This window comes from Undibacterium sp. FW305-107, from assembly GCF_058788535.1.
In genome coordinates this window covers 164186-180041 of record NZ_JBYTAV010000003.1, presented here as the reverse complement: position 1 = coordinate 180041, position 15856 = coordinate 164186, and the positions used below count along the sequence as shown (strand labels likewise).

Genomic DNA, 15856 nt, shown 5'->3' with positions numbered 1-15856 from the left:
TGCCACTATGCCGCAAGAATATCGCCAGGAATCAGCCATGGCCAATGTTGCAGATTCAAATCCTCAAAAGTCTGCTTCGTCCTGGATGGCAGAGGCAGTTGCTTCGACCGCTTTCCCCCTGTCAAGCTTCCTGAAAAACCCGAGGTATTGACTTCCCGAATATCAGAATTTATCTGATAAGTAGAAATGTATGCGAGGAACGTACGCGAAGAATATGTGCGGATAAGCTTATTTGGGATGGAGTAATCATAGCCATCCGCCGATTTCTTGCGGTGCAGGGGTTAAGAATCAAGCCTGTTTAGCAAGAGCGATCATCACTTCCCGCCAGGCTTTCTGCCCCGAGGCCGACATTTCACCCAGGGCAGTTTGCATCGCCGCCCGCTCGTGATCCGACGCGGTGCGTTCCATGCGAACACCTTTCGGTGTCAGCCTAAGTCGCTTGACGCGATGCTCGACGGTATCTCTTTCTGCAACGACATAGCCGTTTTCCTGCAGGTATTTCATGGGGCGGTGAAGTGCCTGTTTGGTGATGCCGAGGGTTTCCAGCAAGCTCCCCACGGAAATACCATCGGTACGTGCAATAACGTAAAGAATCCTATGGTGCACACGTGATAAGCCATGTTCTGCAAGGTATCGGTCCGCTTGCAGGACCAGCCCACGAAAAGCAAAATGCATCAGAAGCAGGGCTCCATCCAGCGTATGGATCTCGTTCATGCCAGCCTTTTGTACAGCTGGCAGTTCGAATATGGAGTTTAGTTTGGTCATCGCTCCATTATAATTGACGGGCTCCTTGATCGCTACTTCGCGCTTGCGATCATGCAGGTTCCCGTCGCATGCGCGCAGAGTTTATCGTCTTTATCAAGGAGGCGGGCTTCCGCTGCTGCGACGGTACGACCACTGTGAATGACCGTTGCCTCTGCCCTGACAGGCCCGGAGTTTTCAGTCAAAGGTCGCAGATAAGTTATCTTGAGATCGAGAGTGCTGTATAGAGCGTCTGCAGCCAGCGTGCTATAGACAGCCAAAGCGATTGCCCCATCAAGCATGGTCGCTACGTATCCCCCATGCACCATGCCAGCCGGGTTGTAGTGATCAGGCGTAGGGTGGCCCTGCAGCGTAACTTTTCCATGGGCAACACTGGTTCCCACAAGTCCCAGGGTTCGCCCGATTCCTCTGCCAAAACCGCCTTCGTCAAAGGCCTTCTTCAATATTTCAAGTCCTGATGTTCTCATAGTGCGCTCCAAAAAGTTGCGGAAGAATACTTGACACTGTCCCTTCAAGTCAATATAGTTGACCTTAAAAATAAAAACTGATGATGAATTCCCGTTGCAGCATCTGAAAGTTGAAGAAGGATAACTGACATTTCCCAATTAGGTCAATATTATTGACCTCAACAAGTGAAAATGAACAATGAAAGAACTGATCTATAGCAAGCCCTCAAAACTGGAGTGGGTGGAGACGCCGGAACCAACGATCACGGGATCCGACCAGGCTTTGGTGCGTCCGATTGCATCAGCATTTTGCGACCTTGATCGACGCATACGCGCCGGAGTAACGCCTTTTCCACCGGGTTTCGCCATTGGTCACGAAGCTGTCGGGGAAGTTGTTGAAGTGGGTGGATCAGTTACAGGATTCCAACGCGGTGACCTGGTGTCAATCCCCTGGAAAATCTCTTGCGGAAAATGCGCCCAGTGCCTCTTTGGGCGGACCTCAGCCTGCACTACGGTCAGAAAGCATGCCAGCTACGGGACTCCCGTTGGTGGACATTGGGGCGGCCTGTTTTCCGAACTGGTGAATATTCCTTTCGCCGATGCGATGCTGGTAGCGTTGCCGGAGGGTATTGAGCCAGCCGCGGTCGCAGCTGTCAGCGATAACTTGACCGATGCCTGGGTCGCTGCCCGGCGTCCACTGGTCACTGGCAACAAGGACGCGCGCGTTCTCGTCGTCGGTGGAACAGAAAGCATCGGCGTGCTAGCCACCCAGCTTTCTGTCGCCGCAGGCGCCGCCGAGGTCACCTATTACGATTCTGACGCAAAGCGCAATGAGATAGCGGCAAGGGCTGGGGCACGTATCCACCAGGGGGACGAAAGCTTGCTGCACGAACAGTTCGACTTCACGATTTCGGCAACCCGCGACCCCGAAAAACTTCGTGCATCGCTGCTAGCACTGGCTCCCGGCGGACACTGCTCCTGCATTGGGATCATCTTCGACGATCCGAAGATTCCGTTATTCTCGATGTACTTGCGCGATGTCACCCTGTCTGTGGGACTATGCAGCGTGCGGCCTCACATGTCCAAGGTCATCGACCTGGTGGCCACAGGGCAGTGCGATCCGATGTCGCTGACGACCGTCGTAAGTACGGACGAGGCACCGGATGCACTTGCGGTGCATGCCGGAAAAGTAGTTGTCGTTCGTCCACGCTTATTCAGAGACTGATCATATGTCATTGCTAACAGACATCCTGATGGCACTGAACGTTCTATGGTTCGGCGCTGGGGCATTGTATTTCGGAGTTGCGACGAACTCTGCCACCAAACTCCTGGTTTCACGATCCGCCAGACAGTCACCTCTTTTTTCAGCCGTGTTTGCAGCGGTGCGCTTTCTGGGGGGATTGAATCTGGGCTTCGCGGTCCTTGCTGGCGTCCTGTTGTTCAACCGAACGCTGTTTCCCGGGGCGGCGCAAATGGCCACGCTGACTTCTGTGCTTGCGCTTGCACACGGCACTCAATTCGCGACCAATGTGCCCTCTGCCCTCTTGTACAGCAGCCGTGGCGCTCCCTATTGGCCGGTTCTGAGGGGTTCAATGTTGCTTATTTTTCTTATGGACTTCTCGCTTATGGCCGCGAATGGTGTATTAGCAGTGTTCCTCTTTTCGATTTGATTAACCCAATCCACAAACAAAGGAAGCCATCGTGCCCGCATACGTCATACTGATTCGAAACAGCATCGTCAACCAAAGTGAACTCGACATTTACGCGTCGATGGCCAGAAAAGCCCGTGGCGCGGAGCCACCGACACCATTGGCTTACTACGGTGAAGCCCTTGCTCTGGAAGGCCCTGATGTGGACGGTGTCGTCATCCTGAAATTCAAGGACATGGATGCGGCCAAAGCATGGTACGACAGTCCGGCGTACCAAGAAGCAAAAGCTCACAGACTACTTGGTGCGGACTGCAGGGTAATCCTTGCCAACGGCGTTTCATCTGCTGACTAGAACTCATTTCATCAATAGGGTGAGATGCGTTTGTCTCATAACGTGGGCTGGCAAGACGGACGAGGCAGTCAATAGCGGTGCTATTGATAACGAGTCCAACGCAGTCCAGCGCGCGTTATGAGGCAAACCCTTAGTGAACTGACGATTTGGGCGCATTGCAGCGTGCAGTTTGTTACCTCGCCCTCGCCAAGGCACCAGCCTTAGCTTCACAGGGTACACACCTTAGACCTTGCACTGCATCCCAAATCGTCTTGTTCGCACTCATCCTATTGATGAAATGAGTTCTAGATATCTGGATTTGAAAGAACTGGGATTTGCAGGGTCATATGACCATGTGGCACTTCGCCAGAAAGTGGCGTAAAGTGCCACGAAAGTTGAGACTGGAATTGGTAAGCAACGCACTGATTAACAGAAAATTGTCACGTAACTTGAGATTGATTGTCGCAATAGTTGAGATTTTCTTCGTTTCTGTCAGATAAAATGAGATTTTCCAGAATTAGCACTTTTTAGATATTTAGGTGTTTGTGTATGCGTAGTCAACATTGTCACGCCAACTGATCCTCACTGGCACCGACCAGCAAAAGTCCACAGGGCAATTTCAGTGCAGTAGTTCTAACAGCAGCATCGCGGCCTCTGCGATTAGCGCTAGTTTCGATATGGGAGCACCTTTTCTCACTACCATAGCACCCAAGAAAACTCCACATTCGACGTAAAATATAAACAACGGGCAGGCAACTTGCGTAACAGTTGGTACGGCATCATAGGAAGTCTGATCTCAGAGTTGCGGAGATAAAGTACAATCACCTCCTCCAAAGGATACTTATTACAAACACATCATGGCAAATGATGCGTTAGACATCCTCTGACGTAAGGGAATAATATATTCTGTATAAAGTTAATCATCCGTCTGTGCGGGATCGTGTTTTGTTGAAATCAGCAGCTTAAGACAATATGAAAATAGAAAGCACTAGCCAGTTAGCAAGTATTATTCGCAGTCAGATTGATTCTATGCGCAAAGCTAATAAAGCACCGCATACGAGTAGCATCGGTTCAAAAAAAGAACCCGTGAAAACAAAAAAAATATCCCGCCCCCAAAAAAAAGACTTAGGACATTTGATTGTTCAAAGAGTCGCAGGTATTCCCCTTGAAGATCCACACAGGCGAAGGAAGGCTTTCCGTGCGTTTTTAGAGTCTGTATTGTTGGATGAACTCGGGGAAGAACTGATTGCAGACCCCCGGTTCTTTCGCATGGTAGAAGATATTCAGAATCAAATGCAGGCTGACCAGGAACTGGCTCCTATAATTGAACAAGCCATAGATTTGCTGCTGGTACCATCGTCTATATAAAAAGTTGGTGGTCTTTAAATCGGCCTTATGCTATCCGTAATGTGGTTTTATAAAGACAGTAACGGCAGCATTAAACCGAGGCAATATGAAAAAATGTGCAAACTTAATTGGCGTTAAAACGGTTTTTCATCAGACGTTGAGCCAAGCGTTTGATCGCCTCTGCATCATTAGCTTCTCCAGACAAAATTGCTTGTGCATAAGGCGCTGAAAAATTAGTTTTATCCAAGCGTAAAGCCAACTCTATGTGCTGCTCAGCCTTTTCAACCTGGCCTTGCATTGCCGCTATTACAGCGATAGCACCATGGCTTTCGCTGAAGTTGCGGTCAAGTGCCAACGCAGTTTCAAACTCTGCACTGGCCGCACCCAAATCTCTTTGTATAAAATAAAGCCAGCCCAAACCTAAATGTGTCCCTATGTGTTTAGGCATATACACGACTGCATCCTGTAAATAGGGTAAAGCCTGGTCGATTTTCATGTCATACATTTCAGTAAAACCAAGCATTGACAGGACACGTCCATCAGTAGAATTCTTTGTCAGCGCTCTTAGTAAACATTGGCGGGACAGGTCTGTATTTTTTTGCGACAGCGCTACTGTAGCATTTACCACCAGCGCTTCGACCTGCTCAGGGTCTGACGCCAGTGCCTGCCTTGCCCATGTGGCAGCCAATTCCATATTCCCTAAATCAACCGCAACCAGACTGGCAATGCCTGCCGCTTGATCCGAGAGACGATTTACCTTTTGCTGTTGCAAGGCATACTCAAGCGCTTCTTCCAGTCTGAGCGATCTGTGCATGCACCTGAGCCACAACACCTGAAGCTGGCTGATATCTTGAACAGTATGTCCAGCATCATCAAGTACATTGCCCAGCAGTTCCAGAGCTCCACCAAAGTCATTTTTATGGAAATAGATATAAGCAAGATTATGGATAATTGCCGGATGCGGCCCCTGCAGTTCTTCAAGGCTGATCAGTACCGTCTGAGCGTCCTGCAAGCGCCCTTGAGCAAGGTATAAATTACTGGCGCGGAATTGCCAGGCAGTGGTGTCAGTTTGTCTGGACTGCGCAACAGTGAGGAATTGTTCGGCTTTTGAAAACAAGGCAGCCTGCAAAGCGGTTTCAAAGGCGTCTACCAACAAGACATTATTGTCAGGATCACTGCTCAAGTAAGATTCCAACCGTGCGACTCTGGCACTGAGTTCTTGTTGTCGTATTGTTTGTACTTCAGTTAATGCATTTTTTGGAATCAAGGTATTCTCCTGCGCGGCCGTTTTGTTGGTCATCATCTATCTCTTTCGTTTCCCATGCCGGGAAGATTATATTCTCGCATTTTATTGCTTGGTCAGACTTAGCAGTCCGCTCAACAGGCCAAGTCGCAATCCCGTTGCGCGGCCAAAAGCTTTTTCAGATTTTTCAAAGCAGATTGGTGGATTTGAGAAACCCTTCCCTTGCTTACATTCATTATTTCTGCGACTTCTTCAAAGGGTGTGCTTTGCAGGTAATGATATCGCACAACTTTTTGCTCTTGTCTCGACAACTGCTCTACAAGAGAACGAATTTGCCCTTGCAATTGTTTCAGTTCCAAACTTTCATAAACTGGTGACACCAGAGATGTGAGTCCCTCATTGGTAACCATACCACTGTCATCGAGCAACCAAGAGAGTGCCAACCCGAGGCCAACCTCAGCCAAGCGACGAAAAATGTGTTCGCTATCATCCGGATTTGCACTATCTGCCAGTAAAGCTATTTCCTTACTGGCATTCATCCGTTGTGCATTAAGGCGTTGACGCACGCTGATTTGTTGATGTTTTTCGGAATGAACTTCCATACTGTTAAGGATGGCACCGCGCATTCTTGGCCCGGCAAAACTGGTAAATTTTGCTCCTGCCCCAAGATTAAATCTCTCCATCGCGTCCAGCATGCCGACCAGAGCAATTTGATTGTATTCGGCAAACTCAACATCATTTCCATAGCGCTTCACGTACATCGATGCAGCGACCGACTTGGCATACGGCATGTAGATTTCAATAAGCTGCTCTCTGGCAGCAAAGTCTGCGTTTGTTTTCCATTTCGTCCATAACACTGCTTCGGATTCCTCAGAACCCGTCCCTTGCACCAGCGCCTCCAGATGAGCAGAGCCTGCCATTACGTGAGCCGTGATTAGAACGTTAATGGAAAGAACCAACCAGTGCTTTTAATACCAGGCTCCAGCCATCTATTAATACGAACATGAGTATCTTTAAAGGCAAAGCAATCGAGATGGGGGGCATCATCATCATGCCCAACGCCATCAAGATGCTCGATACTACGAGGTCTATCAATAAAAAAGGCAGAAAAATAACGAAACCAATTTGAAAAGCTGCTCGAAGTTCTGAAAGCATGAATGCCGGTATCAATTGCAAATTGCTGATATCGTCCATGGTTTCAGGTGGCTTGGATTTTGACAATTCCACCATCAATGCCAAATCTTGCTCCCGCGTTTGCCTGACCATGAATTCGCGCATGGGTACGCTGGTTTTTTCATAAGCCACCTCTGCATTCATCTTGCCGGACATGAAAGGCTGAAAAGCCTGATCATTAATGGTCTGCAAAGTCGGTGCCATGGTAAATAGTGTCATGAATAAAGCCAGGCCTATCATGGCAGAATTAGGAGGTGTTTCTTGCATCCCAATCGCGTGACGCAACATCGACAACACGATGATGATGCGTAAAAAAGCTGTCATAGAGACCAGGATCGCAGGCAAGACCGCCAATACCGTCAAACCTAAAATCACGCGCAGGGCCTGATTGGTATCGCCAGCAGCGAGGATGGACGGTTTTAATTTGTTCGACAGTGACTCATCAGGCAAAGCGATGGCAGTGACAGTTTTTACCGTGCTGGTAGCAGCAGGTTTAACCGCTGGCAAAGCCTCAGTCTTTTCCTTGATCTCTTCTTTGTTTTGCTCTGTTGCTGGAGTCGTCGTTTCGGATGTACTTTGAGTCACAAAGCCTTCTAAAGCGGCATCTCGCGCGTGCGCTGGAGATATAAAGCTGCACCAGAAAAATAATTGCAGGCAGCAGCAAAGTAAAAAGCGGTGGATCGACATTTTATTGCTCATATTATGTCTGTCCGTTTTGTTGAGGCGAAAATTCAGCCTCTGCATTAGCGTCAGGTATGGTTGGCAAATCCATTTTCTTTTTGTCGAGTACAGTTACCTGATTATCTGAACAGGCGATGAGCAATTCGTCACCATTCCAGCTAATCAGATGGATACTGGTTTTTGCCGTTAACATGAGTTGCTTCTTTATTTTCAATTCTGAATTGGTGCTTTTCTTATCCAGCCCTGGAAGTCGCCCACCTAAATTAAATGTACCCGATTTAAATTTAATGACGACATAGGCGAAGGCGAGAATCAAGGCAAGCACAGTGATCAGCCAGGCAGATAAAATATCATCTGTTTTACCTTTGCCATTATCACGGATCACAGGGATATTCGCCGACAACTGCATTGGTGAAGCAGAGTTTGCCAATATAGCTGGCGAAGCTGATGCGATCGACGCAGCAGCTGCAATTTGCACAGCAGGCGTGCTCCCCCCCGCTGCTGTCTGCGACTTCGCGTTTACACACAACATCAAGAGGCTAAGGACGCATAGGCCGCCAACTTGACGAGAAAATTTCAAAAAGGAGTTCACGATCATTGCCTGGTACTGAGGTCAGGCTTTCAAGGGAACAGGTAATTCAGAAATCTGAATTGCGAATTGCCCGTCAACAGCGACCAGATTTCCCTTGGCAACGGTATACCCTTCCAGAACCAGGTCAATTGCCTGCTCTACATCAGTACCTAGCGTGACGATCTGATGCTGCTTCAAGGCTAATAATTCACCCACGGTCATTTCAACCTCACCGACATAGACCTGCAACCTTGCCTTCACTGTATGTAATGGATTGATTGTCGTCATTACTGGCGCAGACTTATTTGTGGCAGCCTGGTCTTGTGCCTCAAGCTCCGGCAATTTGATCATTTGAATTTCAACTGCATCTTGTGCGGCCGTTGGCGTTCCGGAACTGGATGCGGAGGTTTCAGGATGTTGGTTCATATTTCATTCATTTCTTAAATACTGCAAAACAGCAAGAGCAAGCTTGGGAATAATAACAATAGCTTTTTACACAGCCATCGAATTTACCCCTGTCAGGACTTTATCGCAGGGGATGGAGCTAAAACTTCTATCGCTTTTTTATTTGCCCTTGTCCCTAGAAATGCCAGGCAAAGCGCTTCGCCGCTGGCAAATTTGACTTGTAAAGGTTGTTCAAGGCCATGCGGCAATGGAATCACATCGCCCACTTGTATCTGCTGCAAATTACCGAGTTCAATGTCGCAAGGGCTAAGTTCGACACGAATACGTACTTTTTTTTGCTGAACAGCTTGTGCGATCGAATGCAACTTACTGGTCGGCGCGGTACGTGACAACTTGCGCTTGTTTTCGCCCTCTACCAATACATCTTGCCCCAGCAATTGCTCAACACAGGCTTGATTCAGCACCAGCACCAGCTTCACGCCGCACCATTGCATTTCCAGTTGCACAGCACCTGACCATGCCTTGAACAGATTTTCTGGCGGCGCACCGGCTGACATATCGACTTGTGCGGGCGACAGCAAGTTACTCAATTTGCCCAGATATTCTTCCCAGGCTTGGCTTGCCACACTCTTGCCAATAACGCCCTTAGGCTTGGAAGAGATAGCTGCTGACCCGCTTGCAGAGAACATGGCATCTTGCAGATGTTCAAGATGTCTTGGAGGGATTTGCATCCAGAATATTTGTGCACCCGCCCCGGATACCTGACGCCAACCAGCCAGCATCGCTTGATTTTTTGGTGATTCTGAAGCGAGCTTGGCCTGGACTGAATGGTTTTCGCCATTCGCCAGCCAGTCCTTGCTCCAGTCAGCATTGACCGCATCAATTTTTTTGCAAATCAAATCCAGCTGCCCGGCAGCCCACCAACGCATCTTGTACAGTTCGCCAGGCGTTAAGATCTGAGATTTAGCATTCACTTCAGACACTACTATTTACCCTTCATTGCAAACAGTTCTTGCAACATTTCATTCGCAGTCGTAATAATTTGCGATGAGGCTTGATAGCCGCGTTGCATGATCACGAGGTCACTGAACTCTTGTGAAAGATCAACGTTGGAAATTTCAACAACGCCTGATTTGACGCTGCCAAAGCCGTTTTCGCCAGCGCTGCCAGAATGCCAAGCAGTAGGATCCGTCGAATCGAACTGATTGCCACCTACTGCCTGGACAGCATCCACAGTATCAAAACGGCTCAATGCAAGGCGATTGCCCTTGCTGGTCTGGCCATTTGAATAAGTCATGACCAACACACCATTTGCATCAAAACTTGCACCTGTCAAATTGCCTGCAGAGAAGCCATCTTGCGTATTGAATGCCAGTGCTGTCAGATTAGGGCTGGTTGCAAAGGAGGTTACATCGGTACTGAAGTCCAGCGTTAATGGCATGCTGGTCATCCCTGCCGGTGTGTAGTTGATCGTGACTTTTGAATTGGCAAGAACGGTTTTTCCATTCAAGAATACGATAGCACCAGTGCCCACTGAAACGCCATTTTCAGAAACGTCAACAGACCAGTTATCTGTACTTGTTTTTGTCAGCTTGATCGTCAGATTATGTTCGCCACCAGCGTTATCGATGACCTTGACAGAACCGACACTGACCGTGGTGCTGTTGATGTCAACATTACCTTTAAAAGTAACGGATGTGCTTGCCTTGGAATTGGAAGAACGTGTGCCGTTGACAGTAATTTCTGCCAGTGCGCCGTTGGCATCACGCCCCATGACTTTGCTGCCGTCAAGACGGTTGACCAGTACGCCACTGGAATTAAATTCAAACTGACCAGCACGTGTGAAGTGCAGCTTGCCGTTGGCATCTTTCAGAGTGAACATGCCTTCACCATCCACTGCCAGGTCTAGAGTGTTACCAGTTTGCCTGAGCTCTCCTTGCTTGAAGTTCAGCGTAGTTCCACCAGTCACAAGGCCGTGGCCACTAGAGCCGAAAGTACCTTTTGAAGTGCCGCTCTGATCACCATTGGCATAGAACATATCGCCAAACTGTATGCTGGAGCTTTTAAATCCAGGCGTGTTGATGTTGGCCGTATTATTTGCAATCACTTTCAGACCGCGGGAGTAACCTTGCAAACCACTCATACCAATGTAGATAGAATCAAGCATAATTTTTCCTTCTTTAATTTCGAAATATTTTAAGCGCGCCAAACGTATTCAGAGCACAAGCAATCAGCGTACGTTAATGATTTGGTCCAGGCCAATATTGTCTATCTTCAATCCACCCGTGGTAGTCAAGGTCAACATCGGTGAATCACCGCTGAGTGACAATCCAGCGACAACGCCCGTCAAAGTCCCGGTTTGTGTTGCAATATCCACAGTGCGCCCAATCAAACCCACCGATTGCAAAGACGCCTGGTTATTGATCAGGTGTTCAATATTCGTATTCAATTGCTGGGTCTGCTGCAACGTGGTGAACTGCGCCATTTGCGCCATGAACTGTTGATTGTCCATGGGTTTCATTGGGTCTTGATAGTTAAGCTGAGTCAGCAAAATCTTCAAGAAATCCTGAATACCCAGATTATTCGCTTGCAGGTTATTGGTAGCAGATGATGCACTACCTACTGAACTGATGGCCATTGCATCTCCTTTGCTTGTAACTTTGCTTGTAAATAAGAATTTAAAAAATAATGCGCATCTACAACAGTTGGTCCATTTGCAACGTCACCAGCCTTGGTATTGGTGAGAGCCAATGTTGATGGTTTGCCACCGTCTTTCAGCAACTGCGCAATCACATTCTTGGGTAATTGTTCACCATTCCATATCAGAGCTAACAATTGCACATTCTGTTTGGCAACCCAGTCATGCAATTGCTTTGCGAGTTGTGCTTTATCAACGTTGGCGTTGCTGTCTATACCCAACCACAGGCGCAAACCTTCTTCACTCCATTCTGCATGGAAACGGATAGTCTGATGCTCTTCAGGGAGAGATTCTGCTTTATCCGCCACTTCAGCGCTTGAAGGCGCCTCTTTGATCTCGCTCTTTTCCAGTACAGCCGTATCGGTTAACTCTATAGACAAACTAGCGGCCAATTTGCTTACTGCCTGACTTGCCTGTCTGTCCATCTCAGTTGTTTGATTCAGTGATTCTGCAGAAACGATTCTCGCTTCAATGCCTGTCATGCCTTGTAACACCATTTTAATGGTTTGCACAGCATGTTCGTTCTGAGCAAACTCCTCTACTAATGGCATGACGCTTCCATTGGCAAGAGATGACTGCACCAAGGCACTCGAAGAGGTCAAACTATCCGCAGCAAATGCTCTCATGCCCGCTGCAGATGTCTGCTGCTTTAGCTGGAAGCTTTCATTTTTCAACTCAGCCGCCATTGAGTCAGCAGAACTTCGCTGAACTGAACTTGTAGCCGTCAAAATCTCGCTTGCTTTTACATCCCGAGTGCCAAGATCTCTTTCTTGAGCTACTTTCGTAGGTACCGCTTGCTTGTCGGTTCGATTTGACCGGGAATCCGCTGGCGTATCATTTTCTGTTTCACGGTCAGCAGTTTTCTCAGCATTGCCATGACGATGCGCTTGACTTAGCTCACGCGCATTAGATGTGCCCTCAGCTACGGGCGTGTCGTGACCACCTCTGGCAGTCAGGCCTTGCCTCAGCCACTCTTGCATTTGCGACTGTTCCATCGCCTTTAACCAGGCTTGCTGCTTCGCCATATCCGGCGCGCCACTATTGTCCGTGCGCAGGCGCAGGTTTTTGGCGGGCAAATCCTGATTCAAGCTCAAAGATGTCGTCACGCTCATACGTTTGCCTCTCTTTTCTTTGCTCTCCACATACCTCTGGCATTCCAATCCCGGTCGATTTCTGCATTTTGCTGATGCAATTGCTCAAGGATATATTCGTCTAAACATTCTTGGCGATGCGAATCAAATAATTCCATTTTTTGTTGCAAGTTAATGCATTCCTGCCGGATTAAACTGCATTTATTTTGCAAGCCAATCAGTTCTTCCTGCTTGATCAACATCTCGGCTTTGAGTGTCAATAAAAATTCCAAGGCAGATTGGTGCACCGAAACATTCATATGGCTATGCCATGATGTACGCGCCAATTGTGCCTGCTCTTGTTCACGCAGTTTCAGTTGCTCTATCAATTGTTCGCATTGCTGCATTTCGTGTTGCACACGGGCCAGATCAATCTCGAGTATATCCAGCTTCCATTGCGTCTGTTTCTGGACAGGATCCAACTGATAGGTAAAGCCACGCAAATCCACGCTGGAACTCATACGCGGCCTCTTGCCGCTTGCCTGCCTACAATATTACCCAGATTCTGTATTGCCTGATCGCGCAGGAATCCACCTTCATCCTGCTTCAGCCAATTTAACAACTGGGTTTCAATCTGCAAGGCTTGATCCAATGCCGGGTTGCTGCCTGCTTGATATGCACCTATGTCCACCATTTGACGGTTGCGTTCCAGTACGGCCATTTGTTTAACGGTTTCAATCGCCAGCATTTTTTGTTCCTGGCTGACAATATCCGGCATCACCCGGCTGACACTCTTCAAAATATCAATTGCCGGGTACTGCCCCTTATGTGCCAGTTGCCGCGCCAATACGATATGGCCGTCAAGTATCGAACGCAGGCTGTCTGAGATAGGCTCATTCAGATCATCACCCTCCACCAACACAGTCATCAGTGCTGTAATTGCACCACCGCTATCTGCAGTACCGCAGCGTTCACATAGCTCGGGCAATTCTGCAAAAACAGAAGGGGTATAACCTCGCGCTGTTGGTGGTTCACCCGCTGACAAACCGACTTCACGCCTGGCCATGGCAAAACGGGTGACCGAATCCATAGTCAGTAAAACCTGCAGGCCCTGATCCCGGAAATACTCGGCAATTGCCAAGGCAGCATAAGCTGCGCGGATACGCGCCAAAGCTGGCTGGTCGGAAGTCGCCACCACCACTACCGAGCGCTTCATTCCTTCATCCCCCAGTTGCTTGTCGATGAATTCCCGTACTTCCCTGCCACGCTCACCGATCAAGGCAATAACATTGACGTCCGCCTTGACATGACGGGCAACCATACCCAGCAGTGTGCTTTTACCGACACCGCTGCCGGCGAAAATTCCGACCCTTTGCCCCTTGCCTATCGTCAGCAAGGAGTCAATGCAGCGTATGCCGGTTTCCAGAACTTTTTCTATCCTTGGCCTTTGCATGGGATTGATAGGTGCCGCTTTTAAAGGCTTTTTCAATTGCGTCCGCACTTGTGGCAAGCCATCCAGAGCCTGCCCAAAACCATCGATAACACGACCCAGCAATTCTTGACCGACACCGATCTCTGCATAGGCACCATCGGCTACGACTTCGCAACCTGCCGCCAGCCCTTGTACCGATCCATAGGGCATCAAGGTCAGGTAACCAGCACCTATACCGATCACCTCGGCAATGATGGGCTCAGCAGCTTCATTGCCCTGATATTCACCACGCTTGGGATAGATAGAGCACAGCTCTCCCACTGTCGCATTCAAGCCAGTTACCTCGATCGACAAACCACTAAATTGACGCACTTGCCCTATCCGTTTGATGAAAACGGATTTATTCAATTGCGCGTGGTATTCGTTGAGTCTGATCACGCTGCGCCTGTCGTTGCAGTCTGATCGCTGGCAGTTGCCTCAACTACCCGAGTTTGTGCATGCTCATGCTGCAGCTTGTTTTTGCGCAGGTTTCTGGCTTGCAGCAGACCTTGCTTCAAGACCTCTATCTGGAAATCCAGTCTTGCATCCAGGCTTTGTTCACTGGACCGTATAATCAAGCCACCCAATTTGATATTGGCATCTGACACCCAGCGGAACTGATAAGGGCCGGTTATTTTTCCCACAGCAGATGCAGCACCAACTGTGGGGCCGGAGTTTGTGGCAACCATCAACGCATAGTCATCTGGATGCAGATGGACGGCAAATTCTGTATCTGTTAAATGCTGCTTGACCAGGGAGTTGATCAACTCGCGGATAGCCGTTTCAGAACTCAGGGACTCACCCAAAATTTTGGTGACGGCAGCAAAAGACAATGTCACCAGCTCATCTTCCGCATCCCGCATGTAATTATCGAGTTGCGCTGGCAAGCTGGCAAGAATTTGTTCGAACTGCGCCAGATGCTGATGCAAGTTTTCTTTCAATTCGGCAGCGTCGTTTTGCGCTAATGTCAGACCTTCTTTTTGTCCATTGGCAAATCCTTGTTGTTGGCCTAGCTTGTATGCCTCCTGAAACAACTGCTCGCGCTTGACATCCAGTTCTGCCTGTAATTTTTGCTCGACTTCGCGCACGGCCAGCGCGTGGCCTTCGATTTTACCTGCCAGATATCCCTCTTCGTAGCGGTCAACGAGCGGCAATTTGTTTTGCGTTGCTGGCAAACTAAAATTCAAGGGCGCAGGTTTGCTATCAAGTGGTCGAATATCACTCTCGATTTTATTTTTTACAGCAAAATTCTTCTCTACTGCTTTGCCAGGCCTGTGCAAAGTATGTACATGATTGTGCACCAGCACATCACGCAGAACCTGCATATTCTTTTTAATTGTCGGTTGCCCCTTCATACTCAGTATTCCTTACGCATGAAAGTGGTTTTGCTGCCAAAACCCAGGCGGCGCAACAAATGCGAAAACATGCCACCATTTTCTACTGTGTCAGCTTGTGAGGTAGCAGCACGGGGAGCAGGAACTTGCTGGATAATTTCTGCAATCAAAGCCTGTTGCAATTTTTTTGCACGTGTATCTGGTTCTGACAAATAGGGCTCTTTGATGGCAGCCCTTGCCTCTTGAATTCGGCGCGCCATGCTGGCATCAAAACATGCGAGAAATTCTTTTTCCCAGGTCCAACGGCAAATTTGCAAGAAATAAGCCAGCAACTCAGCCGACTCATCCGCTAGCACCCGGAAAATATCGCGGTAATCAGCACTATCAAGACAGGCTATTTGTTGATCCACACTTAGATCAGCTACATTTGCCGGCCATGTCATCTTCATTGAAGATACACGTACAGTTTTGTCCATGTTATTGAGGTCAGACAGCAGTTCCTGGTCTGCTGGCAAGCCTAATTCGTTCAATTCACTCAGCAATTGATTCAGTATCTGGGTATCTCTACCATCCAGATTGCCCAGTACCCATTGCTTGTCAGCTTCACTCATGGAGTGCAGCAATAAGGCAGAGCGCCGGGTATTTTCAGAAATTTGCATCATATTCTCTATGAAA

At 48.5% G+C, this 15856-nt stretch carries 19 protein-coding genes; 4 read left to right on the top strand and 15 right to left on the bottom strand.

All coding sequences use genetic code 11. The annotated features are described in order from the left end of the window. Positions 1–288 precede the first annotated feature (288 nt). Positions 289–765, bottom strand: a complete 477-nt coding sequence (locus tag AC3WQT_RS07895) for a MarR family winged helix-turn-helix transcriptional regulator (protein WP_492703327.1) — start codon at positions 763–765, stop codon at positions 289–291. Between the two features lie 32 nt (positions 766–797). Then, positions 798–1229, bottom strand: coding sequence for a PaaI family thioesterase (locus tag AC3WQT_RS07890; protein WP_492703326.1), 432 nt, complete (start codon positions 1227–1229; stop codon positions 798–800). Positions 1230–1407: 178 nt separating this feature from the next. Between AC3WQT_RS07890 and AC3WQT_RS07885 the strand changes: the two genes are divergently transcribed. The 4 genes from AC3WQT_RS07885 (at position 1408) to AC3WQT_RS07870 (ending at position 4556) form a co-directional block, all read left to right on the top strand. Beyond that, positions 1408–2433, top strand: coding sequence for a zinc-dependent alcohol dehydrogenase (locus tag AC3WQT_RS07885; protein ID WP_492703325.1), 1026 nt, complete (start codon positions 1408–1410; stop codon positions 2431–2433). A gap of 4 nt (positions 2434–2437) precedes the next feature. Next, positions 2438–2878 (top strand): hypothetical protein, encoded by a 441-nt coding sequence (locus tag AC3WQT_RS07880; RefSeq protein WP_492703324.1) that lies wholly within the window; start codon positions 2438–2440, stop codon positions 2876–2878. Positions 2879–2909: 31 nt separating this feature from the next. Beyond that, complete coding sequence (locus tag AC3WQT_RS07875; protein WP_492703323.1) at positions 2910–3209, top strand: DUF1330 domain-containing protein; 300 nt, start codon at positions 2910–2912, stop codon at positions 3207–3209. A gap of 951 nt (positions 3210–4160) precedes the next feature. After that, positions 4161–4556, top strand: coding sequence for a hypothetical protein (locus AC3WQT_RS07870; protein WP_492703322.1), 396 nt, complete (start codon positions 4161–4163; stop codon positions 4554–4556). A 103-nt stretch (positions 4557–4659) separates the two neighbouring features. On the opposite strand, the gene AC3WQT_RS07865 is transcribed toward AC3WQT_RS07870, so the two are convergent. The 13 genes from AC3WQT_RS07865 to AC3WQT_RS07805 form a co-directional block, all read right to left on the bottom strand. Next, on the bottom strand, positions 4660–5838 hold the full coding sequence (locus tag AC3WQT_RS07865) for a tetratricopeptide repeat protein (RefSeq protein ID WP_492703320.1): 1179 nt from the start codon (positions 5836–5838) through the stop codon (positions 4660–4662). 74 nt (positions 5839–5912) lie between these two features. Continuing rightward, the gene (locus AC3WQT_RS07860; RefSeq protein ID WP_492703319.1) at positions 5913–6698 is read right to left on the bottom strand and encodes a sigma-70 family RNA polymerase sigma factor; all 786 of its coding nucleotides are present in this window, start codon (positions 6696–6698) and stop codon (positions 5913–5915) included. 22 nt (positions 6699–6720) lie between these two features. Further along, entirely contained in the window at positions 6721–7536 is an 816-nt protein-coding gene (fliP, locus tag AC3WQT_RS07855) for a flagellar type III secretion system pore protein FliP (RefSeq protein ID WP_492703317.1), read from the bottom strand. 115 nt (positions 7537–7651) lie between these two features. Further along, entirely contained in the window at positions 7652–8224 is a 573-nt protein-coding gene (locus AC3WQT_RS07850) for a flagellar biosynthetic protein FliO (RefSeq protein WP_492703316.1), read from the bottom strand. A 21-nt stretch (positions 8225–8245) separates the two neighbouring features. Further along, on the bottom strand, positions 8246–8629 hold the full coding sequence (locus AC3WQT_RS07845) for a FliM/FliN family flagellar motor switch protein (RefSeq protein WP_492703315.1): 384 nt from the start codon (positions 8627–8629) through the stop codon (positions 8246–8248). 92 nt (positions 8630–8721) lie between these two features. After that, positions 8722–9582, bottom strand: coding sequence for a FliM/FliN family flagellar motor switch protein (locus AC3WQT_RS07840; protein WP_492703314.1), 861 nt, complete (start codon positions 9580–9582; stop codon positions 8722–8724). A gap of 11 nt (positions 9583–9593) precedes the next feature. Then, positions 9594–10775, bottom strand: coding sequence for a flagellar hook protein FlgE (locus tag AC3WQT_RS07835; protein WP_492703313.1), 1182 nt, complete (start codon positions 10773–10775; stop codon positions 9594–9596). A gap of 63 nt (positions 10776–10838) precedes the next feature. Continuing rightward, positions 10839–11246 carry a flagellar hook assembly protein FlgD gene (locus AC3WQT_RS07830; protein ID WP_162060133.1) on the bottom strand — a complete coding sequence of 136 codons (408 nt, stop codon included), beginning with the start codon at positions 11244–11246 and terminating at the stop codon, positions 10839–10841. Further along, positions 11228–12418, bottom strand: a complete 1191-nt coding sequence (locus AC3WQT_RS07825; RefSeq protein WP_492703312.1) for a hypothetical protein — start codon at positions 12416–12418, stop codon at positions 11228–11230. Before AC3WQT_RS07825 ends, AC3WQT_RS07830 begins: the two co-directional genes overlap by 19 nt. Continuing rightward, a complete protein-coding gene (locus AC3WQT_RS07820) occupies positions 12415–12885 on the bottom strand; it encodes a hypothetical protein (RefSeq protein WP_492703310.1) in 471 nt (156 codons plus the stop codon). The genes AC3WQT_RS07825 and AC3WQT_RS07820 overlap by 4 nt, the downstream gene beginning before the upstream one ends. A gap of 8 nt (positions 12886–12893) precedes the next feature. Next, positions 12894–14246, bottom strand: coding sequence for a FliI/YscN family ATPase (locus AC3WQT_RS07815; RefSeq protein ID WP_492703309.1), 1353 nt, complete (start codon positions 14244–14246; stop codon positions 12894–12896). After that, positions 14243–15202: a FliH/SctL family protein gene (locus tag AC3WQT_RS07810; RefSeq protein WP_492703308.1), complete on the bottom strand. Its 960-nt coding sequence runs from the start codon at positions 15200–15202 to the stop codon at positions 14243–14245. Before AC3WQT_RS07810 ends, AC3WQT_RS07815 begins: the two co-directional genes overlap by 4 nt. 2 nt (positions 15203–15204) lie before the next feature. After that, positions 15205–15843, bottom strand: a complete 639-nt coding sequence (locus AC3WQT_RS07805; RefSeq protein WP_492703307.1) for a hypothetical protein — start codon at positions 15841–15843, stop codon at positions 15205–15207. Between the last annotated feature and the right edge of the window lie 13 nt (positions 15844–15856).